A 25,528-nucleotide genomic window follows, 5' to 3' on the forward strand; every position below is an offset into this window, starting at 1 on the left:
AGCGTCGGCTCAGTTCAGGCGGGCGCGCAGGGCGCGGGCCGCGGTGCGCAGCAGCTCGGCCCGCTCCGGCGGTGCCTCCGGGAGCTGTTCCTCCAGCACGCGGGCCCCGTCGATCCAGCGGGCCTGGTCGCCCAGCGCGCCGGCCAGCTCGAGCAGGTCGGGGAGCCCGGCGCCGGGTAGGGCGAGCCGCATCCGCACCACCCATTCCAGGTCGTCCGGACGCCGCCGGGCCCGGTAGACCAGGCGGAGGTTCTCGAGCATCCGCAGCAGGATCGACGGCGTCGCGGCGGTGGCCAGCAGGTGCGGCCCGAACGGCACCTCGGGGCCCGCCCCCGACGCCGTGCGGAACAGGGCCTCGGCCGCGGCGTCGTCGAGCTCGACACCGCCGTGGAACACGTCGAGGAGGACCTGCGAGTCGATCGCCCGCACGAGGAAGTGCCCGGGCATGCCCACGCCTTCCAGCGCGATCCCGGCCCGCCTGCCGACCTCGATCGTGACCACGGCCAGCGTGATCGGTATGCCCAGCCTGCGCTCCAGGACGTGGTGGAGCAGCGAGTTGCGCGGATCGTGGTAATCCCCGACGTTGCCGGCAAACCCCTCCTGGACGAACAACCGGTCCACCAGCGCGTCGAGCGAGGTGACGCCTTCGGCGAGGCGGTCCAGCTCGCGCAGCCAGCGTCCGGTGTCCAGGTCGGCGTCCGCACCTGCGGCAAGTGCGAGCGCGGCACGGTCCAACGGCGGGTCGGGCCGGCCGACCAGCTCGGCGAAGCGCGCAACCGTGTCCACCTCGACATGGTGAACCTCACGGCCCCGCGCGTCGACGTTCTGCCCGGTTCGCCGCGGCTTCGTGATCCGGCTCGTCAGACGCGCATCTGCACCCGGATGACGGTGTCGCCGGGCTCGCTCCACACCTCGAGCGTGTCGGCCAGCTCCGAGGCGAGCCACAGGCCACGGCCGCGGGCGCCGTCCGGGGGCGGGATCGTCATACCGGGGAACGGCACGCTCATCCGGCCGTGATCGGCGACCTCGGCCACGACGTCGGGCCCGTTCCACATCCGCAGCCGTCCGCGCCCCGCTCCGTGCTCCACGCTGTTCGAGGCCAGTTCGTTCACGGCGAGCACGAGATCGGCGCCGCGGTCGGCGTCGAGACCGGCCATCACGGCGACCCGGAGGACCAGGCGGCGCAGATCGATCAGGTCGTCCTGTCCGAAGGAGAGCTCCGCGGCCGGCGGACCGAGGCCGGGTGGCGGTGGCGGTGGGTAGTCCACCACCGACTCCTCCGGTTGCCGGTAGCGCTTGCTGGGCTCGGGACCGTCGGCCGTGGCAACGAGCGGATGGGTGTCCTCCACCGTGGGCAGGTCCGCGACGTCGTGATCGACGGGGCACAGCACCGTGATCGGCAGCCCGGCGGTGGCCACGTTCACCCCGATGTCCAACCGAGCCCAATGGAGAGGTCCGCGGTCGACCTCCATCTGCTGGCTCACGACCAGCGCACGACCGCCCGGATTGGTGATCCGCCTGCTCGTCCTGGCCCACCGCACGGCCACGGTGAACGCCGGCATCCTGTGCACCTCGAACGGGTCCTGGAAATCCACCTCGGCGGAGTCGCTCCCGAGCGCGCGGCGCAGAGACACGCAGGTGGGCTCGTCCAGCACCGCGACGACCGGATCTCCTGCCGACACGGCGGCCGCGACCCGTGGAGCCAACCGTTCGACGAGGTGAGCAGCGGAGGAGTACGGCACCGCTTCGTGCCATGCGCCATCGGGTCTCGGGGGCGTCGTCCTCTCCGTTGCGGTCCCCATCACGTCCCGTCCCTGCCGATGATGCCGACGTATAGGCGCGTACCCGCTCGGAGCAGGGCGAACCACCCAGCCGGGTGTGGCAGGGTGGATCGGCGGGTCGAGATCCGCCTGTGCCACGGTGGATCAGCGGAGTACGAGATCAGGAGTGACGATGCGAGTCTTCAACGGCGTCGACGAGCTGCGCGCCTCGGTGGGCACCCAGCTGGGGGTGAGCGACTGGGTCACGATCGACCAGACCCAGATCAACACCTTCGCCGACGCGACCGGCGACCACCAGTGGATCCACGTCGACGAGGAGCGCGCGAAGGCCGGCCAGTTCGGCACCACGATCGCGCACGGCTTCCTCACGCTCTCGCTCCTGCCCGTGCTGGTCTCGCAGATCTATCGGATCGAGAACACGAAGATGGGCATCAACTACGGACTGAACAAGGTGAGGTTCACCTCGCCGGTGCCCGTCGGGAGCAAGGTCCGGGGGAGCATCGAGCTGATCGATGTCGCCGACGTGGCCGGAGGGGTCCAGCTCACCAACAAGGTCACGGTGGAGATCGAGGGGTCCGAGCGGCCCGCGCTCGTGGCCGAGTGGTTGACCCGCCAGTACGTGTAGGACTCGATCGGCAAGATCAGTCAAGCGGTACGACAGGACGACGAGGGAGACGACCTGATGCGCGAAGCGGTCATCTGCGAGCCGCTGCGGACACCGGTGGGCGGCTTCGGCGGCTCGTTGCGGGACGTGCCCGCCCACGAGCTGGCGGCCACCGTGATCCGGGGCCTGCTGGATCGCACCGGACTCCCACCGGACGCCGTGGACGACGTCCTGCTCGGGCACTGCTACCCCACGATGGACGCCCCGGCGATCGGCCGTGTCGCCGCGCTGGACGCCGGCCTGCCCGTCACCGTCACGGGGCTGCAGATCGACCGGCGCTGCGGCTCCGGGCTGCAGGCCGTGCTGTACGCGGCGATGCAGGTACAGGCAGGCGCGTCGGAGGTGGTGCTGGCGGGCGGCGCGGAGTCGATGTCCGGAGCGTCGTTCTACTCCACGTCCATGCGCTGGGGCGCCAAGGGCGGCCCCGGCGTGATGCTGCACGACTCGCTCGCCCGTGGCCGGGTCACGGCCGGAGGGATCAACTTCCCGGTGCCCGGCGGCATGCTCGAGACCGCGGAGAACCTGCGCCGCGAGTACTCCATCCCGCGTGAGGAGCAGGACGAGTTCGCCGTCCGCTCGCACCAGCGCGCCGCAGCAGCGCGTGAGGCCGGGCGCTTCGCCGACGAGATCGTCCCGGTCACGGTGAAGGGTCGCAAGGGCGGCCCCGCAGTCGTCACAGTGGACACCGACGAGCACATCCGTCCGGACTCGTCGGTGGAGAAGCTGGCGACGCTGCGCCCGGTGCTCGGCCGCGACGATCCCGAGGCCACCGTCACCGCGGGTAACGCCAGCGGACAGAACGACGGCGCGTCGATCTGCGTGGTCACGCACCCGGCGAAGGCCGAGGAGCTCGGCCTGCGGCCGCTCGTGCGGCTGGTCTCGTGGGGGGTGGGCGGCGTGGCGCCCGCCACGATGGGGATCGGGCCAGTTCCGGCTGTCGCGAAGGCGATGGACGCGGCCGAGCTCACGCTGGCCGACATGGATCTGATCGAGCTGAACGAGGCGTTCGCCGCTCAGGTGCTGGCGTGCACCCGTGAGTGGAAGCTCGCGCCGGAGGACTTCGATCGGCTCAACGTCAACGGCTCGGGCATCTCGCTCGGCCACCCGGTGGGGGCCACCGGCGGCCGGATCCTCGCCACGCTCACGCGGGAGATGACCCGTCGTGAGGTCCGTTACGGCCTCGAGACGATGTGCATCGGCGGGGGCCAGGGCCTGGCCGCGGTGTTCGAGCGGGTCGCCTGAGGTCGCGTCTTCTCACAGCACGGCCCACGTCACACGTGTGCAGGTTGCCGAAGCCGGACGGCCGGTACATCCTTGCATGAGTCAAGCTGTTGCGTGACACATGCAAGCCGACAATCTCCTCAGGGGGCCCAGCCGTGCCGTTCGACGACGAGCTCGTCATCGCCGACGAGGTCGGCAGCCAGCTCATTCGGCTGGTCCGGCTGATAGAGCGCAAGCAGGTGCAGTACCAGGCCGAGCACCCCGACGCGGTGGAGCGGGCCACGTACCACCTGCTCGTCCACCTGGTGAACGACGGGCCGCGCCGCGCCGGGTCGCTCGCGGAGGCCGTGCACTCCGACCCGTCCACCATCAGCCGCCAGATCGGCCACCTCGTACGTCTCGGCCTGGTCGAGCGCACCGCCGACCCGGTGGACGGGCGAGCGACGCTGCTGGCTGCCACCGACGAGGGCAGACGGGTGTTCGAGGAGAACCGGCGCCTGCGCAACGAGCGGATCGCCGAGATGCTTGCGGGATGGTCCCCGGACGACCGGCACGCGCTCGCCGAGCTGCTGGCGCGGTTCACCAGCGACTTCGAGAACTCGATGCTCCGGTCGGCCGAGGCTGCTGCCGCCGCCACGATCGATGCAGCGGCCGTGCGCTCCTGAGAGGCCCGCATGACCGAGCCCCCAGCTGATCCGGCAGGCGCTCGGTCCGCCGCCCTGGACGGGGGCGCGCTCACCCATCGGCAGATCCTGACGATCTTCGCCGGGCTGATGCTCGGGATGTTCCTCGCGGCGCTCGACCAGACGATCGTGGCCACCGCGATCAGGACGATCGCCGACGACCTCGACGGCCTCAGCCTGCAGGCCTGGGCCACCACCGCGTACCTGATCACGGCCACGATCACCACGCCGCTCTACGGCAAGCTCTCGGATCTCTTCGGACGTAAGCCGCTGTTCCTCACCGCGATATCGATCTTCGTCGTCGGTTCGGTGGCGTGCACCTTCGCCACATCGATGCTCCAGCTCGCGGCCTTCCGCGGGATTCAGGGGCTCGGGGCAGGCGGGTTGTTCTCGCTGGCTCTGACGATCATCGGCGACGTCGTGGCGCCCCGGGAACGGGCCCGTTACCAGGGCTGGTTCGTGGGCGTCTTCGGCACATCCAGCGTGCTCGGGCCGGTGGCCGGGGGGTTCCTTGCCGGGCACGCGGAGATCCTGGGCATCACCGGGTGGCGGTGGGTCTTCCTCATCAACGTCCCGCTCGGCATCGTCGCGCTGATCGTCGTGACGAAGGTGCTGAACGTCCCGCACACCCCGCGGGAACACCGCATCGACTGGCCGGGCGCGCTCGCGCTCACCGTCGGGCTCGTCCCGCTGCTGATCGTCGCCGAGCAGGGGCGGTCATGGGGATGGGCGTCGCTGCCCGCCCTGGCGTGCGTCGTGATCGGAGTGGCCGGGCTCGGCGCGTTCGTGGTGATCGAGCGATGGATGGGCGACGACGCGCTGCTGCCGCTGCGGTTCTTCCGCAACGGCGTCTTCCGATCGGGCGTCGTGGCCTCGTTCATCGCCGGCACGGGCATGTTCGGTGTGCTCGCGGTGCTCCCGCTGTACCTGCAGATCGTCAAGGGGTCGTCGCCGACCCAGGCCGGGCTGCAGACCGTGCCGCTCGTGCTCGGCATCATGTCGATGTCGGTGTTCTCCGGCCAGTTCATCTCGCGCACCGGCCGGTACAAGGTGTGGCCGGTCATCGGGATCTCGCTGATGATCGCCGGATCCGCAGTGCTCTCACGAGTGGACGTCGCCACGCCCTACTGGCGCACGGCGGTGATCATGCTGGTGTTCGGCTGGGGGCTCGGCGCGGTCATGCAACCGCTCACCCTGGCCGTGCAGAACGCGATGCCGCCGCAGGACATGGGCGTCGCCACCGCCTCCGCCACCTTCTTCCGGCAGATGGGCGGCACGCTGGGCACGGCGGTGTTCCTCTCTGTCCTGTTCGCCCAGCTCGGCGACCGGGTGGCCGACAACCTCCGGGCCGCGTCCGCCACTCCGCAGTTCCGCGGAGCCGTCGCTGATCCCGGGGTTGCCGCCAACCCGGCGAACGCACCGATCCTCGACGCGGTGGAGGGCCGTGCCGAGCTGTCGCTCGACGACTCGTCGTTCCTCTCGTCGGCCGACCCCGTGGTGAGCCGGCCGATCCTCGACGGATTCGCGGAGTCCATGAGCGTGGTGTTCGTCGCGGCCTCGGCGGTGCTCGTGATCGGCCTCGTCGCCGTGGTCACGCTCAAGGAGGTGCCGTTGCGCGCTCAGTCGGGCATCGATGCCCGGCGCGGTGAGGAAGCGCCTCCCGTGGCCGCCTTGGGGCCTTCGGCTACGCCCGTCGTCCTCCCCGCGGAAGCCGCGGTTCCGGACGCCGGGCGCGCAGCGAGGGACCGGCACTGAACAACGGGCGGCGGTGCCCGAGACCGGGCAAGGGAGCGGCCGCCTCGATCGGGGAGCTGGTCAGTGCTCGTTCTCGTGCTCGGCCGCGTCCTTCGCCCGCTGCCATGAGGTCTTGATCTCCCGCTCGGCGTCGGCGCGGCCCACCCAGGTGGCGCCCTCGACGCTCTTGCCCGGCTCCAGCGTCTTGTAGATCTCGAAGAAGTGCTGGATCTCCGCCCGGTCGAACTCGGGCAGGTGGTGGATGTCGCGCAGGTGCTCCTGGCGTGGGTCGTCGCTCGGGACGCAGAGGACCTTGTCGTCCCCGCCCTTCTCGTCCTTCATCCGGAACATGCCGATGGCGCGCGCACGGATCAGGCAACCAGGGAAGGTCGGCTCCTGTACCAGCACCAACGCGTCGAGCGGGTCGCCGTCCTCGCCGAGGCTGTCCTCGATGAACCCGTAGTCGGCGGGGTACTGAGTGGCGGTGAAGAGGGTCCGGTCCAGCCGGATCCGTCCGGTCCGGTGGTCCACCTCGTACTTGTTGCGACCCCCCTTGGGGATCTCAATCGTTACGTCGAAGTCCACAGCACTCTCCTGCTGTTCAGAAGCGGGCATTGACGGAGCCGATGCCGGTCGGGCGACCGGCTCCGGCGCCTGCCTCTAGTGTGGGGGACCGCGTCGGCCCACTCGTGACCGGCCGACCTGTGCTGTTGTGCCACTGCGAGGGGGAAGGAGGGGCATGGGCTTCGGGCGGCGGATCGGTGACAGACTGCGTGTGTCCGGTAGCGGGGCGCGACGCAGCTTGATAGTCCTCGTGGTGCTCGCCGTCCTCGCCGCGTCCGGTAGCGCGGTGGCGCTCACCGGCCCCATCATCGTGCACCGGCTCGGTCTGTCCCAGACCGCCGAGACCGTCCTGCCGTCCTCGCCGCTGCCGATGCTCCAGCCGCTCCAGGGCGACGCGCCCCGGCCCACCGCAGCCGGGGTGGCTGCTGTGCTGGACGGCGCTGCCGAAGCCCTGCCGGGGAAGTTCACCGGCATCGTCGTCGATCCGGCCACCGGGCAGACCATCTGGCAGCACACGCCGGAGGTCACGCTGACCCCCGGCTCCACCGGCAAGCTGCTCACCGCGGCCGCCGCACTGCTCACGTTCAACCCCACCGACAGGTTCGTCACGCGCGTGGTGCAGGGGCCGCAGCCCGGCACCGTGGTGCTCGTCGGCGGTGGAGACCCCACCCTCACCACGCTGCCCCCTGGTCAGGAGAGCGTGTACCCGGACGCCCCGCGGATGTCCGACCTCGCCGCCGCGGTCAAGAAGGCGGTGCCCGGCCCGATCACCCAGGTGCTCGTCGACACGAGTCGCTACCAGGGACCGACGATGGCCGAGGGCTGGGACCCCGCGGACGTGGCCGCCGGCTTCATCACCCCGATCGAGCCGCTCATGGTCGACGGTGGCCGGATCAATCCGAAGCTGACCGAAGGGCCCCGCGTCCCCGATCCCGCGATGGCTGCCGGCCGGGCGCTGGCGCAGGACCTGGGCGTCGACTCCTCCGACGTCGCAGAGGGCACAGCCGCGGCGGGCGCGAAGTCCGTCGCAGCGGTGCGATCGGCTCCCGTCGCAGTGCTCGTCGAGCAGATGCTGCGCGACTCCGACAACGTGCTCGCCGAGGTCTTCTCCAGGGAGATCGCGATCGCGCGCCACGGCACCCCGACGTTCACCGGCGGCGTGCAGGAGACCGCCGCCGCGCTCGCCCAGGCGGGCTTCGACCCGACCGGCGCCGTCATGCACGACGGGAGCGGGTTGTCCACCGAGGACCTCGTGCCCGCCCGCCTGCTCGGGCAGCTGCTCAGCGCCGCCGCCGCGCCCGCCATCGGTCCGGACGACACCGAGTTCCTGCGCCCCATCATCACGGGCCTGCCGGTCGCCGGCGCCGACGGCACCCTCGCGGGCCGGTTCGGCCGCACCGGGGTCTCCGGGCCGGGCCGTGGGGTGGTGCGGGCCAAGACGGGCACCCTCACGGCCGTCGCCAGCCTCGCGGGAGTCGTCTCCGACACCGACGGGAGGCTGCTGGTCTTCGTGTTGATGTCCAACGGCGTGAGCCCCGCCACCATGCGACCGAAACTCGACGCCATGGCTGCGCAGCTGAGCCGCTGCGGCTGCCGTTGAGCGCAGCCGCAGCTTCTTCGAAGGGTCTGCACTCGGTGTCGCCGAGCAGGGCGTACCGGGCGTCCGTTGCGTAGCGTGGGTGACGTGCCGCACGTGACCGATGCCCTCCAGCCAGACCAATCGCAGCCCGGTCCAGCCGGCTCCACCGAGCGCGGCCTCCCCGTGGACTGGGAGCTGGCCCGGCGCACCGCCACCCGGCTCATGCAGCCCGGCCCGGACGCCACCCCCCAGGAGGCCAGGGAACTCGTCACGCGGCTGCGGTCGGATGCTGCCGTCGCCGAGGGGCACGTCCGGGAGATCACCGGCCTCGGAAAGGGCCTGCCACTGCTGCCCGCCGACGTCGTGGACCGACCGGCGTGGGCCGCGGCAGCCGTGCACGGCATGTCGGCACTCACCGCCGACGCGCAACTGCCCGCCGTGTCCCGTGCCGCCCGCGCCCTGACGGCCCGCACCGCGGGCCTGCAGGTCGGCGGCGTCGTCGCGTACCTGGGAGGCCGGGTTCTCGGCCAGTACGACCCGTTCGGCGGCCCCATGGGCGATGGGCGGCTGCTACTGGTGGCGCCGAACGTGCACGCCGCGCAGCAGGCACTGGACGTGCCGGCCACCGACTTCGGCCTCTGGGTCTGCCTGCACGAGGCCACCCACCGGCTCCAGTTCACCGCCGTGCCGTGGTTGCGCTCGTACTTCGCCGCCGAGGTCGCCCGGTTCCTCACGGTCACGCAGAGCAACGACCGCATCGTGCTGCTGGACCGCCTCCCCGAGGTGCTGCGCGCCGTGCGCTCCACGGGCGGCGACTCGCTGGCGATCGTGGAGCTCCTGCAGGGCCCTGAGCAGCGGGCCGTGCTCGACCGGCTGCTCGCTCTCACCACGCTGCTCGAAGGGCACGCCGACCACGTCATGGATGCCGCGGGCCCCGGCGTGGTGCCGAGCGTGGCCACCATCCGCTCCCGGTTCACCGCCCGCAGGCGCGGCACCGGGATCGTCGACCGGGTGCTGCGCGCCGTGCTCGGCGTGGAGGCGAAGGTGCGCCAGTACGCGGTGGGCTCCGCCTTCACCCGGCACGTGGTGCTCGCCGCCGGGATGGACGGCTTCAACCGGGTCTGGGAGAGCCCGGAGACCCTCCCGACCCGCGCCGAGCTCGCCGACCCGGGCGCCTGGCTGCGTCGCATCCACGGCTAGTCCCTCGTCCGATGGGCCGGACCGACGTGCCGTTGGTATGGCAGGTATGTCCGCCTCCGGCAGACTCGCGCCCGGGGTCCTTGGGTGCTGGCGGACGGAGAGGGCAGGAGGGGCTGGTGGCCGAGCGGGCACAGCGGCGCGTCGACCCGGCGGTGGCCGAGGTCCGGCGTGCCGTCCGTACCGCGCTCGCGTCGCTGCCCGCCGCGTACCGCGCCGCCCCGCTTCTGGTGGCGTGCTCAGGTGGCGCCGACTCGCTCGCACTCGCCGCGGCCACGCTGGCCGTCCGGGACAAGCGGGACGTGCACGCGGCCGTCGTCGATCACGGCTTGCAGGAAGGCTCGGCGGAGCTGGCGGCGGCGACCGCGGATCGGCTGATCGACATGGGGGCCGTCGCGTCGGTGCACCGTGTGCGTGTGGACGGCCCCGGCGGCATGGAGGCGGCGGCGCGCCGGGCCCGCTACCTCGCGCTCCGCGCCGCCCGCCCGCACCCGGACGCGCCGGTCCTGCTCGGGCACACGCTCGACGACCAGGCCGAGACGGTGCTGCTCGGGCTGGGCCGGGGATCGGGGCCACGGTCGCTGGCCGGCATGCGGGAGTGGGACCCACCGTGGTTGCGCCCGTTCCTCGGGGTGCGACGGTCCGTCACGGCCGCGGCCTGCGCGGCGTGGGGCCTCCCGGTGTGGGACGACCCGCACAACATCGACCCGAGGTTCACGCGGGTGCGGCTGCGGCACGAGGTGCTGCCGCTGCTGGAGGAGGTGCTCTCGGGAGGTGTGGCCGCCGCGCTCGCGCGCACCGCGGCCCAGCTCCGCGAGGACGTCGACACGTTGGACGCGCTCGCGGCCGCGTTGCTCGCCGAGATCCGGGAGGGCGACGCGCTGCGCGTCGAACCGCTCACGGCGGCGGCGCCCGCCCTGCGCAGGCGGGTGCTGCGCTCGTGGCTGCTGGGCTCATCGGTGACCACCCTCACCGATACGCAGTTGCGTGCCGCCGACCTCCTCGCAGGTCAGGGTCCGGATCGTGGCGGTGTGGCCCTTCCTGGTGGGTTGGAGCTGGTGCGGGAGCGTGGCAGGCTCTTCCTGCGCCCGGTCCGCTGGCATTCCGGCTGATCTTCCCCGATACCTGCAGGAGGACGTCCGCGTGTACGACGGCGACATCGCCACGACGCTGGTCACCGAACAGGCGATCCGCGACAAGATCGCGGAGCTGGCGGCCCAGATCGGGGCCGACTACGCAGCCGAGAAGGCGGGGTCGGACCTCCTGCTCGTCGGGGTCCTGAAGGGCGCCGTCATGTTCATGACCGACCTTGCCAGGGCGCTCCCGCTCCCGGTGCAGCTCGAGTTCATGGCCGTCACCTCCTACGGCTCGGCCACCTCCTCCTCCGGGGTGGTGCGCATCCTCAAGGACCTCGACCGCGACATCGCGGGGCGCAACGTGCTGATCGTCGAGGACATCATCGACTCGGGCCTGACGCTGTCCTGGTTGCTCAAGAACCTGGAGTCGCGCCAGCCCGCCTCATTGCAGGTGTGCACGCTCCTGCGCAAGCCGGACGCGGTGAAGGTCGACGTCCCGGTGAAGTACGTGGGCTTCGACATCCCCAACGAGTTCGTCGTGGGCTACGGCCTCGACTACGCCGAGCGTTACCGCGATCTTCCCTTCATCGGCACGCTCGACCCCGCCGTGTACGCCTGAGCCCGCCGCTCACCCCACCGGTGGCCCGGCGGGCGTGGCCAGCTCGCGGGCCGGCACGCGGGCGGGGCTGAACTGCTCGGTGCCGAGCACGAGCTGAACGTCGCCGAGACCACCGTTGGCGTTGGCGTACCCCAGCGCGCCTGCGAGGTCGCTCACTCCGTTGCTGACGGGCAGGGGAGCGAGGTTGAGGGTCGACAGGATGCCGACGGCGTCGCCCTGCTCGTCGACGAAGGCACTGCCGGAGTCACCGGGGACGCCCGGTGTGAGCGTGTAGACCTGGTGGCTTCGGCCACCCCCGGCCTCGGCGGCGGCGATCCCGGCCTTCGGGCTCAGCGCGGTGATTCCGCCCCGCAAGGGTGAGTTTCCGTAGCTGAAAACCTGCTCACCGGTGTTGAGTCCGTCCGTGTCCATCCCGGTGGGCCCGCCGAAGAAGGGAATGCTCGGGTTGACGTCCGTCACGTCCTCGGGCGCGATCTCGACCAGTGCGAAGTCGTTGTAGGCGCAGATGTCGGGGTCGGTCTCCCCGTTCTCCTGCATCGTGACCCAGGAGCTGTACGCGAGTGTGCCGCTGCGGTCGGAGCCATCGGCTGCCTCGATCGTGACGGGCGTGCCGAGCGGGAGGCTGCCGGAGTCGCACCCGTTCGTCTCCGTGGCCTCGCCGGTGCCGGCGCAGTGCGCGGCTTGGCCGAGGAACGTCCTGTCGCCGGTTGTGAAGACGAAGTTGCTGGTACAGGCCCCGCCGCCGATGGTGTCGGTGACGACGCCGGGGTGGATCAGCGCGGTGTCCGCGGGGGCCCACTCGGCCGGTTCCGGTGCCGCGGATGCCGCTGGTGCGACGAACGCGCCGAGCGCCATCGCGCCCAGTGCGACACCTACCGCGACACCACGAAACCGCACCGTCATGAGCACTCCCCCGTCGCCGGCCCGCGCGGTCAATGTTGATCACCAACCGCGGGCAACTTAACGAGGGTGCTCTGCGTGAGATACCCCGGGTTGCCGGGAATGGCGGGGTGGGAACACGGATTCGCTTCCGGCCGTTGTACCAGCACGTACCCAAGTGGGGCGTACCGATCGACGTCGACGACGCGGCTTGAGCTCAGGACCGCTATCCTGGCGGACTCAGGGCCGGTCAGTGTGCTGCGCCGGGTCTCCGTCGGAGAAACTCGCCAGGGAGGGTGAAGGCCGCCACGGCCGAAGCTGCATGGACCGCAAGCGCCTGCTCCGCAACCCGCTGATCTGGATCCTCGCCGCGATCCTGGTCTATTTCACGTTCAGCGTGCTCTTCGACGACACCCGCGGCTACACCCAGGTGCCCACGTCCGTCGCGCTCAGCCAGATAAACAGCGGCAACGTCAAGGACGCGCTGATCGAGGACAACGAGCAGCAGCTCCGTCTCACCCTGAACCAGCCGGTCAACGGCGGCACGCAGGTCATCACCCAGTACCCGGCTCAGACCAGCGGTTCCATCGTCCAGGCGCTGGAGGCGGCTTCCAACAAGCCGTCGTTCAACACGGTCGTGCGCCAGGAGTCGTTCCTGACCACGATCCTGATCTACCTCATCCCGCTCGGCCTGGTGCTGCTCATCCTCTTCTGGATGATGAACAACGCCCAGGGCGGCGGCAACCGGGTGATGTCGTTCGGCAAGTCGAAGGCCAAGCAGCTCAACAAGGACATGCCGAAGACCACCTTCGGTGACGTCGCGGGCGCCGACGAGGCCGTCGAGGAGCTCCACGAGATCAAGGACTTCCTGCAGAACCCGGCCCGCTACCAGGCTCTCGGCGCGAAGATCCCCAAGGGCGTGTTGCTGTACGGCCCGCCCGGCACCGGTAAGACGCTGCTCGCGCGTGCGGTCGCGGGCGAGGCGGGCGTGCCGTTCTACACGATCTCCGGGTCCGACTTCGTCGAGATGTTCGTCGGTGTCGGTGCCTCCCGTGTGCGCGACCTGTTCGAGCAGGCCAAGCAGAACTCGCCCTGCATCATCTTCGTCGACGAGATCGACGCGGTCGGCCGCCAGCGCGGCGCAGGCCTCGGGGGCGGCCACGACGAGCGTGAGCAGACGCTCAACCAGTTGCTCGTCGAGATGGACGGGTTCGACGCCCGTGGCGGCATCATCCTGATCGCGGCCACCAACCGCCCCGACATCCTCGACCCCGCGCTGCTGCGCCCTGGTCGTTTCGACCGGCAGATCCCGGTGGGTGCCCCCGACCTCGCGGGCCGGCGCGCGATCCTGGCCGTGCACTCCAAGGGCAAGCCGTTCGCCAACGACGTCGACTTCGAGGGCCTGGCCAAGCGCACGGTCGGCATGTCCGGCGCCGACCTCGCCAATGTCATCAACGAGGCCGCCCTGCTCACCGCGCGGGAGAACGGCACGCTGATCACCGGCGCCGCTCTGGAGGAGTCCGTCGATCGCGTCGTCGGCGGTCCGCGGCGCAAGAGCAAGATCATCTCCGAGCAGGAGAAGAAGATCACCGCCTACCACGAGGGCGGCCACGCACTCGCGGCGTGGGCGATGCCGGACCTCGAGCCGGTCTACAAGCTCACGATCCTGCCGCGCGGGCGCACCGGCGGCCACGCCCTCGTCGTCCCCGAGGACGACAAGGGCCTGATGACCAGGTCGGAGATGATCGGCCGGCTGGTGTTCGCGATGGGTGGCCGCTCGGCGGAGGAGCTCGTGTTCCACGAGCCCACCACCGGCGCCTCCTCCGACATCGACCAGGCCACCAAGATCGCCAAGGCGATGGTCACCGAGTACGGCATGAGCGCGCGCCTGGGCGCCGTCCGCTATGGCCGCGACCAGGGCGACCCGTTCCTCGGCCGCTCGATGGGCAACCAGGCCGACTACTCGCTCGAGGTCGCCCACGAGATCGACGAGGAGGTGCGCGCGCTCATCGAGGCCGCGCACACCGAGGCGTGGGAGATCCTCAACACCTACCGGGACGTCCTGGACGACCTGGTGCTGGAGCTCCTGGAGAAGGAGACGCTCAACCGCAGGGACCTGGAGCGGATCTTCGACAGGGTCGAGAAGCGGCCGCGGATCACCGCGTTCAACGACTTCGGCGGACGCACCCCGTCCGACAAGCCGCCGATCCAGACGCCGGCCGAGCGGGCGAGGGAGCGCGGCGAGCCATGGCCGCCGCACACCGAGCCGGTGCGCCAGCCGGCCCCGGTCGGGTCCTACCCGGGTGGCGGTGGCCACCCGGTGCCCACGCCGGGTCCCAACGGAGGCCCGGTACCCGCTCCCGCGCCCGGCCCGCCCGGTGGCTATCCCGGGCAGCCGCCGCTCCCGGCAGCGGCCCCCGGTGGGTACGGGCAGCCCTCTGCTCCGCAGCAGGGATGGGGTTCCGGGCAGCAGCCCAACCCCGGGCCGCCCGGTCCGGGCCAGCCCAACTCCGTGCAGCCCAACTACGGCGCTCCGGCCGACTGGCGTCCGGCCACCACCCCGCACGGCCAGCCGTGGCCCCCGGCGGGGCAGTGGCAGCAGCCGCAGTGGCCGCAGCAGAGCGCCCCGCCCGCCGCCGCAGGCAACGGCCACGGCGACGCGCCCGCACCACCCCCTGAGCCACCGCGCGAGAACGGCAAGGGTCCGGACGAGGACGGGTCACGCTGAGCTGGGAGGCGTTGGGCGACACCGGGGCATCCGCAGCTGAAACCTTCGACAGAGCAGCATCGAACGGAAGACCGACGATGGACCGCGCGCGTGCCGAGGCAGCCGTACGCGAGCTGCTGATCGCGATCGGCGAAGACCCCGACCGCGACGGGCTCCGCGACACGCCGGCCCGCGTCGCCAGGTCCTACGAAGAGATGTTCGCAGGCCTCTACTCCGATCCGGATGCCGTGCTGGAGAGGACCTTCGACGAGCATCACCAGGAGCTGATCCTGGTCAAGGACATCCCGATGTTCAGCACCTGTGAGCATCATCTGGTTCCCTTCCACGGGATGGCACACGTCGGCTACATCCCGAACGTCGACGGACGGGTCACCGGCCTGTCCAAGATCGCCCGGCTGGTCGACCTCTACGCGCGGCGCCCCCAGGTGCAGGAACGGCTCACCGGGCAGGTCGCCGACGCGCTGGTGCGCAAGCTGTCGCCGCGCGGCGTGATCGTCGTGATCGAGGCGGAGCATCTCTGCATGGGCATGCGCGGGGTCCGGAAGCCGGGTTCGCGCACCACCACCTCGGCGGTGCGGGGGATGTTCCAGTCCTCGTCCACATCGCGCGCCGAGGCGCTGGCGCTGATCAGGAGCGGGTGAGGCGGGTGATTGCCCGCACGGACCCGCCCGGACTGCCCCGGCCCGGGCGGTGCGTGGTGATAGGTGTCCTCAACGTCACGCCCGACTCGTTCTCCGACGGGGGCCGCTACCTCGACCGCGACCACGCGGTGGCCCACGGCGTCGAGATGCACGAGGCGGGCGCCGATCTCGTCGACGTGGGTGGTGAGTCCACGCGCCCCGGCGCGCAGCGCGTCGAGGCCGATGTCGAGAAGGCTCGCGTCCTGCCGGTGATCCGGGATCTGGTGGCCGAGGGCGTGCGGGTCAGCATCGACACCACGCGGGCCGCGGTCGCCGAGGCGGCCGTCGAGGCCGGCGCGCAGGTGGTCAACGACGTCTCCGGCGGGCTCGCCGACCCCACGATGGCAGCCACGGTCGCACAGGCCCGAGTCCCCTTGATCCTGATGCACTGGCGGGGCCCGAGCGACCGGATGAACTCCCTCGCCACCTACGAGGACGTGGTCGCCGAGGTACGTGCCGAGCTGGTGGCCAGGGTGGATGCCGCAGTGCTCGCCGGTGTCGAGCCGTCGTGCCTGGTGCTCGACCCCGGTCTCGGCTTCGCGAAGACCGCCGCGCACAACTGGGCGTTGCTGCGCAGGCTCGACGTGCTGACCGACCTCGGGTTCCCGGTGCTGGTGGGCGCGTCCCGCAAACGCTTCCTCGGCCAGTTGCTCGCCGGCGCCGACGGCACGCTGCGGCCGGCCCGGGAACGGGACGTGGCCACGGCGGCGGTCAGCGCGCTGGCGGCCTCGAACGGCGCGTGGGGGGTCCGCGTGCACGACGTGCACGACACGCTCGACGCGGTCGCGGTGGCCGAGGCGTGGCAGCTGGGACGATCTCCGGCGCGAGCAGCCCCACAGGACAGCTCATGAACGAGCGTGCGAGTGAATCATCGGCACAGCGCGGGCGTGCGAGTGGATCATCGGCACAGCGCGGGCGTGCGAGCGAATCACCGACGCACCGCTCGTGTGAAACGCCGGGCGAAGGTAGCGAGGGCGTGCGATGAGTGAGCAGCGTTCGATGAGCGACCGGATCGAGCTGCGTGGCCTGCGGGTCCGCGCGAACCACGGAGTGTTCGACCACGAGCGGCGTGACGGGCAGGACTTCGTCGTGGACGTCACGGTCTGGATCGACCTGGCTGCCGCCGTGGCGTCCGACGACCTCGCCGACACCCTCGACTACGGGGCGCTCGCCCAGCGGGTGGCCGGGATCGTCGGCGGGGAACCGCGCAACCTCATCGAGGCCGTGGCCGGGCGCGTCGCCGATGACGTCATGTCCGACGAGCGCGTGCAGGACGTCGAGGTCGTGCTGCACAAGCCGCAGGCCCCGATCCCGCTCGAGTTCGCCGACGTCGCCGTGGTCGCCCGGCGTTCCCGCCGCAGTGATCAGAAGTCCCGGATCATCCCAGCGTGAGCCGCGCCGTGCTGTCACTCGGGTCCAACCTCGGCGACCGGTTCGCCCACCTGCGGGCGGCCGTCGACGGATTCGCGGACGTGCTCGTCGCGGCATCACCGGTGTACGAGACGGCGCCATGGGGTGGTGTGGAGCAGGACGACTTCCTCAACGCCGTGATCGTCGTGGACGACCCCGGCGCCGACGCGTGGGACTGGCTGCGCCGAGGACAGGGTCTGGAGACGGCATCGGGCCGGGTCCGAGAGGTGCGCTGGGGTCCCCGGACGCTGGACGTCGACATCGTCACGGTGGAGGCGCCGGACGGTCCCGTACACAGCGACCATCCTGATCTGCTGCTCCCGCATCCCGGCACGCCGGAGCGGGCCACCGTGCTCCGCCCGTGGCTCGACGTGGACGCGGACGCCGTGCTGCCCGGCCACGGCCCGGTGAAGGCGCTCCTCGCGGCCCTGGGGCCGGACGCAGAGGCCGGGATGCGGCGGCGTGACGACCTGGTGCTCGCGCCGTGACCCTCACCCGCCCACGCCACCTGTTCGCCGTCGCGCTCGTGACGGCGCTGCTGGTGAACCTGCTCGTGCGGCTGACGTACAACTCGCTGCCGCCGCTCCCGCTTCCTGCCGGGGTCACGCTCGGCGTCCTCGGGGTGGCGGAAGCGCTGGTCGGCAGCGGTCTGCGGGCGCGGATCCGGCACCGTCGCCCCGGCACGCCGCCGGTCCAGCCGCTCACGGCGGCGAGGGCGGTGCTCGTGGCGAAGGCGTCGTCGCTCGCCGGCGCGATCATGGCGGGCGTGTGGGCAGGCCTGCTCGCCCACGTGCTGCCGCGCGCCGCGGACGTCACCGCCGCGGCCGCCGACTCGATCGCCGCCGGGGTGGGGCTGGCCTGCGCGCTCGTGCTGGTCGGAGGCGCTCTGTGGCTCGAATGGTGCTGCCGTACCCCCGATGACGACTCCGGCGACGAGCCGGGTGAATAACGCGTGCACGGCCCGTAGCGGCCGCCCGTAGGCTCCCCCTCATGGCCCAGGCCACGCAGATCATTCCCCTGCCCACCTCGAAGCGACAGCGCCGTGGTGTGCTCGCGCCCGTACTCGGGTTGATAGCCCTCGCCGTCTGCGGGCTGGTCGTCATCGGCATGGTGGGCAGCAGCGTCGGCCCGGGGGGCGTCCTTGTCGGCGCATTGTGTGCATTGCTGCCGGTCGGCCCCGTCGTCGCGACGTTCCTGTGGGTAGACCGCTGGGAGCCGGAACCGGCGCGGATGCTGCTGATCGCGTTCCTGTGGGGGGCGTGTTTCGCCGCCCTCTCGGCGCTGCTGATCAACTCGAGCGCGGTGCTGGTCGCCGACGAGGTGCTCGGCCGCGGGAACGGCGACCTCTTCGGCACGGTCGCGATCGCTCCCGTGGTGGAGGAGGCGGTCAAGGGCTCGTTCCTCGTCGGCCTGCTGATCTTCCGCAGACGTGAGTTCGACGGGATCGTCGACGGGATCGTCTACGCCGGGCTGATCGGCGCGGGCTTCGCCTTCACCGAGAACATCCTCTACATCGGACGGGCGTTCGCCGAGGGCGCCGTGGTCGGGCAGGGCAGCGGCGTGGTCGCGGTGCTCCTGCTGCGCGGCGTGCTCTCACCGTTCGCCCACCCCCTGTTCACGGTCATGACCGGGATCGGGGCCGGGATCGCGGCGCGCAGCCGCAGCGTGCGCATGGCACTCGTCACGGTGCCGCTCGGTTACCTGCTGGCGGTGATCTTGCACGCCCTCTGGAACGCGTCGGCCTCCCTTTTCGGCGGCACGGTCTTCTTCATGGTGTACGGCTTCATCATGGTGCCGCTGTTCCTGGCCGTGGCCGGCGTCGTGGTGTGGCAGCGCCGTCGCGAGCAGCGCATCGTGATCGAGCAGCTCCCGGGGTTCGCCCAGGCCGGGTGGATCGCACCGAGCGAGGTGCCGCTGCTCTCGAGCCTGGCCGGCAGGCGGGGGTGGCGAGCGGCTGTGCGGCGGGGTTCGGGCAGGCACGTGGAGAAGGCCGTCTCGCAGTACCAGTACGCGGTCACCGAGCTCGCGTTCCTCCGCGCGAAGATGGCGCGGGGATCGGTCGGGGACTCCGGGATGTACTGGCACGAGGAGGCGCTGGGCAAGCTCCGAAAGGCCCGGGCTCGTGCGGTAGGCCACCCCGAGGGACTGACGGTGGCCATGCGGCACCGTGGCCACCACAACTGGACGCCGCCGCCGCCCGGACCGCCGCCGACGGTGGCGATACCTCCCGACGCCCCGCCCCAGAGCTGGCCGCCCCGGCGCCGCTGACCCGTCGTCGCAGGTCGGGCGGCACTCGCTCCGGTGAAGCCCGCCACGGCTCCGCTGCGGCGCAGCGCCGCCGCGTAACCTGTGGTCGCGCCGCCGACGTCGGCCGTGACTCTTCGTCCGGTGCCGGAGCGGTCCACCGGCCGAGCGAGGAGATGAGATGAGTTCAGGCAGGCCCGCCCGGCTCGCCGTCGGGGTCGTCTCGGCCGGCCGCGTAGGCGCCGTCGTGGGGGCGGCGTGGGCCGCAGCAGGGCATCGGGTCGCCGCAGCGTCCGGAGTGTCACGCGATTCGGTCAAGCGTGCCGCGGCGCTGTTGCCCGGCGTACCGCTGCAGCCCCCGGACGAGGTGGTGACGGGCGCAGACCTCGCACTCCTCGCCGTGCCGGACGACGTGCTGCCCGGCCTGGTCCGCGGCCTGGCCGCCGCGGGCAGCTTCCGTCCCGGCCAGATCGTCGTGCACACCTCCGGCGCTCACGGGATCGCCGTGCTGGCCCCTGCCGCGGAGCACGGCGTGCTGCCGCTGGCTCTGCATCCCGTGATGACGTTCACCGGCCGCACGGAGGACGTCGCCCGGCTCGCGGGCTGCAGCGTCGGGGTCACTGCCGCTGCAGGCGACGAGGCGGCCTGGAGTGTCGGCGAGGCACTCGTCGTCGAGATGGGGTCGGAGCCGGTACGCATCGCCGAGGAGGTCCGCCCGCTCTACCACGCGGCGCTGGCGCACGGTGCCAACCATCTCGTCACCCTCGTCCGCGACTGCGTCGACACCCTGGAGAACGCGGGCATCAGCCCCGCTGATCGCCTCATCGCCCCGCTGCTGTCGGCCGCCCTCGACAACTCGCTGCGGCACGGGGACCGAGCGCTGACGGGCCCCGTGGCCCGCGGTGACGTCGAGACGGTGCGCACGCACCTGCGCGAGCTGGCCGCTGTCGACCCCGATCTGGCCGCCACCTACCGCGTTCTGGCCGCCCGTACGGCGCGCCGGGCGGCGGCGGCGGGTTTGTTGTCCGAGTACGCCGAGAAGGACGTGCTCGCTCTTCTGGAAGGCTCCTCGTGACGGTTCGTACGCAGGGCGGGTACGACGCCGGTCAGCTGACGGTGCACCGGTCGCCTGCCGAGATCGCTCCGGTCACCCGCGCGCTGCGGGCTGCCGGCCGCAAGGTGGTGCTCGTCCCGACGATGGGTGCCCTCCACGAGGGCCATCGCGAGCTCATCCGGCACGCGCGGCGCACACCCGGGGCCACCGTCACCGCTGTGTCGATCTTCGTGAACCCCCTGCAGTTCGGCGCGGGCGAGGATCTCGGCCGCTACCCCAGGCCGCTCGAGGCCGATCTCGAGGTGTGCCGCGAGGAGGGCGTCGAGCTCGTCTTCCTGCCCGGTGCCGCCGACATGTACCCCGACGGCGCCGACACCACGATCGTGCCCGGCCGGCTCGGCAGCGAACTCGAGGGCGACGTCCGGCCCGGTCACTTCGGCGGGGTGCTCACCGTCGTCGCGAAGCTGTTCCACATCGTCGCCCCGGACGTCGCGTTCTTCGGCGAGAAGGACTACCAGCAGCTCGTGCTCGTCAAGAAGATGGTGCGCGACCTGAACTTCCCTGTGGCGGTGGTGGGCGTCCCCACGGTCCGTGAGCCCGACGGGCTCGCGCTCTCCAGCCGCAACGCTTACCTCGCCCCGGACCAGCGGCCCCTGGCCGCCACGCTGCAGCGTGCGTTGTCCGCCGGTGCCGCGGTGTCGGCCCGGGGCCCGGAGGCCGTGCTGGACGCCGCCCGTGCGGTGCTGGCCGAGGAGCCTGCACTCGAGGTGCAGTACCTCGAGCTGCGCGACCCCGACCTCGGCCCGGCTCCCGAGGCCGGTCGGGCTCGGCTGCTGGTCGCGGCCCGGCTGGGGAGCACGCGGCTCATCGACAACGTCTCCGTACAGCTGTAGGAGGACGGTGTCGTGCTGCTCTGCGTGGACGTCGGCAACACCCAGATCGCGCTGGGGCTCTACGCGGACACCGACGCCGACGGCGAGCTCGAGGTCAACCCGCCCCTGGTACGCGACTGGCGGATGCGCACCGAGCCTCGGATGACCGCCGACGAGCTCGAGGTCGCCTTCGACGCGCTGCTCGGCCGGTACGCCGCCGAGGTCACGGGTGTCGCGGCGCTGTCCACCGTGCCGAGCCTGCTCCGTGAGCTGCGGTTGCTCATCGACCGGCGCGGTGGTCCGAACGTGGTCGTCGGGCCCGGGGTGCGTACGGGCGTGCCGCTGCTGGTCGACAACCCGCGGGAGGTGGGCGCCGACCGCGTCATGAACACCCTCGCCGCGCACCGGTTGTTCGACAACACGTGCATCGTCGTCGACTTCGGCACGTCCACCAACATCGACGTCGTGTCGGCGAAGGGGGAGTTCCTCGGCGGCGCGCTGGCCCCCGGCATCGAGATCTCGTTGGAGGCTCTGGCCACCCGGGCGGCTGCGCTGCGCAGCGTGGAGCTCGTGCGGCCGCGCTCGGTGATCGGCAAGAACACGGTCGAGTGCCTGCAGTCCGGCGTGCTCTTCGGCTTCGCCGGGCAGGTGGACGGTCTGGTCCGGCGCATACTCGCCGAGCTGGGACCCAAGGCGGCCCCGGTCACCGTTCTGGGCACAGGCGGCCTGGCGCCGCTGATGGCGGGGGCGTCCGAGACGATCACCGAGTTCGTGCCGGACCTGACACTGCTGGGACTGCGCCTGACCTATTTGCGCAACATCCGCACCACGTCGGTGAACAGCGGCAGTTCGAACTCGCCTGCCGACGTCTCCGGTCGCGTGGCCAAGTAGTCGCGCACGCGGGCGAGTGCGGCGTCCCGGTCGGCCGGCTCGGCCACGAGAGCCCACGAATGCGTTGCGAGCGTGGCGAGCAGCCCTTCGACCGAGGTGTGCACGGCGTTCGGATATGTGCTGTGCTCGCTCGCCTCGAAAGCGGGATGTTCGGGCAGGTGCAACCCCGACTCGGCGCGGTCGCGGACCCGGAGCCCGATGAGGCCGGCCGCATCGTGATAGCCCCGCACCCATTCCACCGTGGCGTCGTCGCCGTTCCACAACGCGGCCAGCACTCCGCCAGGGCGCAGCACGCGGGCGATCTCCGGCAGAGCCCGCTCCGGGTCGAACCAGTGGAATGCCTGGCCCACCAGTACCGCGTCGACCGATTCGTCGGGCAGGGGGATCGCCTCTGCGCTGCCCTCGCGCGCGTCGACATCCGGGAAACGAACCCGCAGTTCGGCGAGCATCGGTGGGTCGGGCTCCACACCGATCACCGGACCACGGGCGAGCAGTGCGCCGGTGAGCTTGCCCGTGCCCGCAGCCAGGTCGAGGAGCACCCGATCGGGCCGACCGGCCACCGGCTCCAGTGCCCAGTCGACGGCACTTTCGGCGTACTCGGGACGATGGCGCGCGTATTCGGCGGCGACAGTGCCGAAGGACCGGGCCCGGGGAGTCGTCACGCTTTCGACGTTACGTCACCACGTGATCCGGGGCACTGGAACTTCCGTCACGACGTCGGGGGGTAACCGGGGGGCGGTGCCGGTGCGGGCGTCACTAACCTTGACAGCGTGAGCACCCAGCCTCTCGACGGCCCAGACAACGAGCTGCCCGAGCAGATGCAGGTGCGCCGTGCCAAGCGGGCGGAGATGCTCGAAGAAGGCCGGGACCCTTATCCGGTGTCTCTCGAGCGCACGCACACCCTGCGCGAGGTGCGTGACGCACACCCGGACCTGCCGCCGGACACAGGCACCGGTGAGAAGGTCGGCGTCACCGGACGAGTGATCTTTCTGCGTAACACCGGAAAGCTCTGTTTCGCCACCCTTCGCGAAGGCGACGGCACGGAACTGCAGGCGATGCTGAGCCTCGCGCTGGTCGGCGACGAGGCCCTCGCCCGCTGGAAGTCCATTGTGGACCTCGGCGACCACGTATTCGTGCACGGCGAAGTGGCGACGTCACGGCGGGGCGAACTGTCGGTGATGGCCGACCGCTGGGAGATGGCGTCGAAGGCCGTTCGCCCCCTGCCGGTGGCGCACCGCGAGCTGTCCGAGGAGATGCGCGTCCGGCAGCGCTATGTCGACCTCATCATGCGGCCCGAGGCGCGCGAGATGGTCCGCAATCGGGCTCACGTCGTCCGCACGCTGAGGAGCGTGCTCCACGACCGCGACTATGTCGAGGTGGAGACGCCGATGCTGCAGCTGCAGCACGGCGGCGCCACTGCGCGTCCGTTCGTCACCCACGCCAACGCGCTGGACACCGATCTGTACCTGCGGATCGCTCCGGAACTGTTCCTCAAGCGATCCGTGGTGGGCGGTATCGAGCGGGTCTTCGAGATCAATCGGAACTTCCGTAACGAAGGCATCGACTCCACGCACTCACCCGAGTTCGCCATGCTCGAGGCGTACCAGGCGTACGCCACCTACGACGACATGGCAGATCTGACGCGAGAGTTGGTACTCGCGTGTGCGCGGGCCGTCTTCGGTTCCACGACCATCCGGCGTGCCGACGGCTCCGAACACGATCTGGGGAAGCCGTGGCGTTCCGTCACACTGCACGGGGCGGTCTCGGAGGCTGTCGGGCAAGACGTGACCCTGGACACCTCCGTAGAGGAACTGCGCAAGCTCGCGGCCGCTCACGACGTCGAACTCAAGGATTCTCTGAGTGCCGGTGAGATCGTGCTGGAACTGTTCGAGAAGCTCGTCGAGCACACACTCGTCGAGCCGACGTTCGTGCGGGACTACCCGATCGAGGTCCGGCCGCTGACCAGGCGGCACCGCACGGACCCGCGGCTCGCAGAAGCCTGGGACCTCATCGTGTTCGGCACAGAGCTTGCTACCGCGTACTCGGAACTGGTCGATCCGGTGGAGCAACGGGAAAGGCTCTACGCCCAGTCCCTCCTGGCCGCTGCGGGAGATGTCGAGGCGATGCAGGTCGATGAGGACTTCTTGCGTGCCATGGAGTATGGAATGCCGCCCACAGGTGGGATGGGAATGGGCATAGACCGGCTCCTGATGACGCTGACCGGTCTCGGAATCCGAGAGACCATTCTGTACCCGATCGTGCGTTCTGAGTAACTACCCGGAGTGTTCGAGGTTCCCACTCGACAGTCGCACTGAATTGGATATATCGTGCGGCTCGATGCGGCCTCCCCCCGCAGAACAAGAGCGATGAACTATGGAGGGCTGCGACGGTGGCGCAGATCCGTGAGATCCGGCTGATCGACGACCTGGACGGTCAGGCTGCCGACGAGACGGTTGAGTTCGGTGTCGACGGCAAGAACTACGAGATCGACCTCTCGAAGGACAATGCGGAGAAGCTGCGGGACTCTCTCGCCGCGTTCGTTTCGGCGGCGCGTCGTGCCGGTGGTGGCCGGCGTCGTGGTGGTTCGGCATCCAGTGCTTCGGCCCGGCGTCCGTCGATCGATCGGGAGCAGAACCAGGCTATCCGTGACTGGGCCCGCAAGCGGGGCATGAAGGTGTCCGACCGTGGCCGCATTCCGGCCGATGTGCTGGACGCGTACCACCAGGAGAACTGAGATCAGCGACGGGTGAGGGCCGGCCGTGCGCCGGCCCCGTCCTTCTGGTTAGGGTGGCCTCACTTCGGCAGAGGAGGTCCCGTGGCTCGCAGGACGACCGTCCTGGAGGTCCGCCGCACGGAGCGGCTGACTCCACACATGATCCGCGTGGTGGCCGGGGGCGATGAGCTCAGCAGCTTCCCGGACACGCCTTACACCGACCGCTACGTGAAGATCGTCTTCCCCCGCGCAGGCGTCGCCTATCCCGAGCCGTTCGACATGGATTCGATCCGTGCGCAGCTCCCCCGGGAACAGTGGCCGGTCACGCGCACGTACACGGTGAGAGCTTTCGACCAGGCCGCCGGTGAGTTGACGATCGACGTCGTACAGCACGGCGACGCGGGTGTCGCAGGGCCGTGGGCGGCGAGTGCCCGCCCGGGCGACGTGTTGCGGCTCCAGGGGCCAGGTGGTGCCTATGCGCCCGACCCCGAAGCGGACTGGCACCTGATGGTCGGCGACGAAAGCGCGCTTCCCGCTATCGCCGCGGCGTGCGAACGCATCCCGGCGGGAGTGCCGGTACTCGCCGTCCTCGAGGTGGAGGACGAGGCCGAGCAGCAAGAGCTCCGCACTCCGGCCGATCTGCGAGTCACCTGGTTGCACCGCACCGCAGGTATCCCCGACCAGCTCGCCACAGCGGTTCGGGAGCTGACCTTTCCGTCGGGTCGAGTTCACGCGTTCGTGCATGGCGAGGCGGGCGCCGTGCGCAGTGTGCGTACCCATCTGGTGAAGGAGCGCGAGGTGGCGCGCGAGCAGCTGTCGGTCTCCGGATACTGGAGGCGCGGACGCGACGAGGACGGCTGGAGAGAGGACAAGGCTGCCGAGCGCGCGCTCGCTGCGAGCTGACCAGCGGATCCGCCGAAGTAAAGGGTTGCCGGGGAA

General features: G+C 71.0%; 26 protein-coding genes. 21 read left to right on the forward strand and 5 right to left on the reverse strand.

What is annotated here, in order from left to right; genetic code table 11:
* Positions 1-9: 9 nt before the first annotated feature.
* A complete protein-coding gene (locus MMF94_RS14130; protein WP_241036857.1) occupies positions 10-786 on the reverse strand; it encodes a transglutaminase-like domain-containing protein in 777 nt (258 codons plus the stop codon).
* Positions 787-860: 74 nt separating this feature from the next.
* A complete protein-coding gene (locus tag MMF94_RS14135; protein ID WP_241036858.1) occupies positions 861-1,802 on the reverse strand; it encodes an ATP-binding protein in 942 nt (313 codons plus the stop codon).
* Positions 1,803-1,953: 151 nt separating this feature from the next.
* On the opposite strand from MMF94_RS14135, the gene MMF94_RS14140 reads away from it, so the two are divergent.
* The 4 genes from MMF94_RS14140 to MMF94_RS14155 all read left to right on the forward strand — a co-directional run bounded on the left by MMF94_RS14140 (position 1,954) and on the right by MMF94_RS14155 (position 6,104).
* A complete protein-coding gene (locus tag MMF94_RS14140; protein WP_241036859.1) occupies positions 1,954-2,406 on the forward strand; it encodes a MaoC family dehydratase in 453 nt (150 codons plus the stop codon).
* 57 nt (positions 2,407-2,463) lie between these two features.
* A complete protein-coding gene (locus MMF94_RS14145; RefSeq protein ID WP_241036860.1) occupies positions 2,464-3,687 on the forward strand; it encodes an acetyl-CoA C-acetyltransferase in 1,224 nt (407 codons plus the stop codon).
* A gap of 134 nt (positions 3,688-3,821) precedes the next feature.
* On the forward strand, positions 3,822-4,331 hold the full coding sequence (locus MMF94_RS14150; RefSeq protein WP_241036861.1) for a MarR family winged helix-turn-helix transcriptional regulator: 510 nt from the start codon (positions 3,822-3,824) through the stop codon (positions 4,329-4,331).
* A 9-nt stretch (positions 4,332-4,340) separates the two neighbouring features.
* A complete protein-coding gene (locus MMF94_RS14155; RefSeq protein WP_241036862.1) occupies positions 4,341-6,104 on the forward strand; it encodes an MDR family MFS transporter in 1,764 nt (587 codons plus the stop codon).
* Between the two features lie 60 nt (positions 6,105-6,164).
* On the opposite strand, the gene MMF94_RS14160 is transcribed toward MMF94_RS14155, so the two are convergent.
* The gene (locus MMF94_RS14160; RefSeq protein WP_241036863.1) at positions 6,165-6,668 is read right to left on the reverse strand and encodes an inorganic diphosphatase; all 504 of its coding nucleotides are present in this window, start codon (positions 6,666-6,668) and stop codon (positions 6,165-6,167) included.
* A gap of 154 nt (positions 6,669-6,822) precedes the next feature.
* Here MMF94_RS14160 and dacB point away from each other — a divergent pair, with 154 nt between their 5' ends.
* From dacB to hpt, 4 genes are all read left to right on the forward strand, one after another.
* Positions 6,823-8,247, forward strand: coding sequence for a D-alanyl-D-alanine carboxypeptidase/D-alanyl-D-alanine endopeptidase (gene dacB / locus MMF94_RS14165; protein WP_241036864.1), 1,425 nt, complete (start codon positions 6,823-6,825; stop codon positions 8,245-8,247).
* Between the two features lie 84 nt (positions 8,248-8,331).
* Positions 8,332-9,426 carry a zinc-dependent metalloprotease gene (locus MMF94_RS14170; protein WP_379660429.1) on the forward strand — a complete coding sequence of 365 codons (1,095 nt, stop codon included), beginning with the start codon at positions 8,332-8,334 and terminating at the stop codon, positions 9,424-9,426.
* Positions 9,427-9,542: 116 nt separating this feature from the next.
* The gene (gene tilS, locus MMF94_RS14175; RefSeq protein WP_241036865.1) at positions 9,543-10,535 is read left to right on the forward strand and encodes a tRNA lysidine(34) synthetase TilS; all 993 of its coding nucleotides are present in this window, start codon (positions 9,543-9,545) and stop codon (positions 10,533-10,535) included.
* A 31-nt stretch (positions 10,536-10,566) separates the two neighbouring features.
* Positions 10,567-11,118: a hypoxanthine phosphoribosyltransferase gene (hpt, locus tag MMF94_RS14180; protein ID WP_241036866.1), complete on the forward strand. Its 552-nt coding sequence runs from the start codon at positions 10,567-10,569 to the stop codon at positions 11,116-11,118.
* Positions 11,119-11,127: 9 nt separating this feature from the next.
* Here hpt and MMF94_RS14185 read toward each other — a convergent pair whose 3' ends face one another.
* Complete coding sequence (locus MMF94_RS14185) at positions 11,128-12,021, reverse strand: serine protease (protein WP_241036867.1); 894 nt, start codon at positions 12,019-12,021, stop codon at positions 11,128-11,130.
* A 298-nt stretch (positions 12,022-12,319) separates the two neighbouring features.
* On the opposite strand from MMF94_RS14185, the gene ftsH reads away from it, so the two are divergent.
* The 10 genes from ftsH to MMF94_RS14235 all read left to right on the forward strand — a co-directional run bounded on the left by ftsH (position 12,320) and on the right by MMF94_RS14235 (position 21,876).
* Positions 12,320-14,725 (forward strand): ATP-dependent zinc metalloprotease FtsH, encoded by a 2,406-nt coding sequence (gene ftsH, locus MMF94_RS14190; protein ID WP_241036868.1) that lies wholly within the window; start codon positions 12,320-12,322, stop codon positions 14,723-14,725.
* A 77-nt stretch (positions 14,726-14,802) separates the two neighbouring features.
* Entirely contained in the window at positions 14,803-15,366 is a 564-nt protein-coding gene (gene folE, locus MMF94_RS14195; RefSeq protein WP_241036869.1) for a GTP cyclohydrolase I FolE, read from the forward strand.
* 5 nt (positions 15,367-15,371) lie between these two features.
* Positions 15,372-16,256 carry a dihydropteroate synthase gene (gene folP / locus MMF94_RS14200; protein ID WP_241036870.1) on the forward strand — a complete coding sequence of 295 codons (885 nt, stop codon included), beginning with the start codon at positions 15,372-15,374 and terminating at the stop codon, positions 16,254-16,256.
* Between the two features lie 148 nt (positions 16,257-16,404).
* A complete protein-coding gene (folB, locus tag MMF94_RS14205) occupies positions 16,405-16,797 on the forward strand; it encodes a dihydroneopterin aldolase (protein ID WP_241037112.1) in 393 nt (130 codons plus the stop codon).
* Positions 16,794-17,303 (forward strand): 2-amino-4-hydroxy-6-hydroxymethyldihydropteridine diphosphokinase, encoded by a 510-nt coding sequence (folK, locus tag MMF94_RS14210; RefSeq protein WP_241036871.1) that lies wholly within the window; start codon positions 16,794-16,796, stop codon positions 17,301-17,303. Before folB ends, folK begins: the two co-directional genes overlap by 4 nt.
* Positions 17,300-17,764, forward strand: coding sequence for a DUF3180 domain-containing protein (locus tag MMF94_RS14215; protein ID WP_241036872.1), 465 nt, complete (start codon positions 17,300-17,302; stop codon positions 17,762-17,764). The genes folK and MMF94_RS14215 overlap by 4 nt, the downstream gene beginning before the upstream one ends.
* 41 nt (positions 17,765-17,805) lie before the next feature.
* The gene (locus MMF94_RS14220; protein ID WP_241036873.1) at positions 17,806-19,083 is read left to right on the forward strand and encodes a PrsW family intramembrane metalloprotease; all 1,278 of its coding nucleotides are present in this window, start codon (positions 17,806-17,808) and stop codon (positions 19,081-19,083) included.
* 157 nt (positions 19,084-19,240) lie between these two features.
* Positions 19,241-20,134 (forward strand): Rossmann-like and DUF2520 domain-containing protein, encoded by an 894-nt coding sequence (locus MMF94_RS14225; RefSeq protein WP_241036874.1) that lies wholly within the window; start codon positions 19,241-19,243, stop codon positions 20,132-20,134.
* Between the two features lie 35 nt (positions 20,135-20,169).
* Complete coding sequence (panC, locus tag MMF94_RS14230; protein ID WP_379660434.1) at positions 20,170-21,006, forward strand: pantoate--beta-alanine ligase; 837 nt, start codon at positions 20,170-20,172, stop codon at positions 21,004-21,006.
* A gap of 12 nt (positions 21,007-21,018) precedes the next feature.
* Positions 21,019-21,876 (forward strand): type III pantothenate kinase, encoded by an 858-nt coding sequence (locus tag MMF94_RS14235; protein ID WP_241036876.1) that lies wholly within the window; start codon positions 21,019-21,021, stop codon positions 21,874-21,876.
* Here the strand turns inward: MMF94_RS14235 and MMF94_RS14240 are convergent.
* The gene (locus MMF94_RS14240; RefSeq protein ID WP_241036877.1) at positions 21,792-22,538 is read right to left on the reverse strand and encodes a class I SAM-dependent methyltransferase; all 747 of its coding nucleotides are present in this window, start codon (positions 22,536-22,538) and stop codon (positions 21,792-21,794) included. The genes MMF94_RS14235 and MMF94_RS14240 overlap by 85 nt on opposite strands.
* Before the next feature lie 156 nt (positions 22,539-22,694).
* On the opposite strand from MMF94_RS14240, the gene lysS reads away from it, so the two are divergent.
* The 3 genes from lysS (at position 22,695) to MMF94_RS14255 (ending at position 25,492) form a co-directional block, all read left to right on the forward strand.
* A complete protein-coding gene (gene lysS, locus MMF94_RS14245; RefSeq protein ID WP_241037114.1) occupies positions 22,695-24,149 on the forward strand; it encodes a lysine--tRNA ligase in 1,455 nt (484 codons plus the stop codon).
* A 116-nt stretch (positions 24,150-24,265) separates the two neighbouring features.
* Positions 24,266-24,610, forward strand: a complete 345-nt coding sequence (locus MMF94_RS14250; protein ID WP_241036878.1) for a histone-like nucleoid-structuring protein Lsr2 — start codon at positions 24,266-24,268, stop codon at positions 24,608-24,610.
* An 81-nt stretch (positions 24,611-24,691) separates the two neighbouring features.
* Positions 24,692-25,492 (forward strand): siderophore-interacting protein, encoded by an 801-nt coding sequence (locus tag MMF94_RS14255; RefSeq protein WP_277398723.1) that lies wholly within the window; start codon positions 24,692-24,694, stop codon positions 25,490-25,492.
* The last annotated feature ends 36 nt before the right edge of the window (positions 25,493-25,528 follow it).

The sequence above is a fragment of the Pseudonocardia alaniniphila genome, assembly GCF_022524485.1.
GTDB lineage: Bacteria > Actinomycetota > Actinomycetes > Mycobacteriales > Pseudonocardiaceae > Pseudonocardia > Pseudonocardia alaniniphila.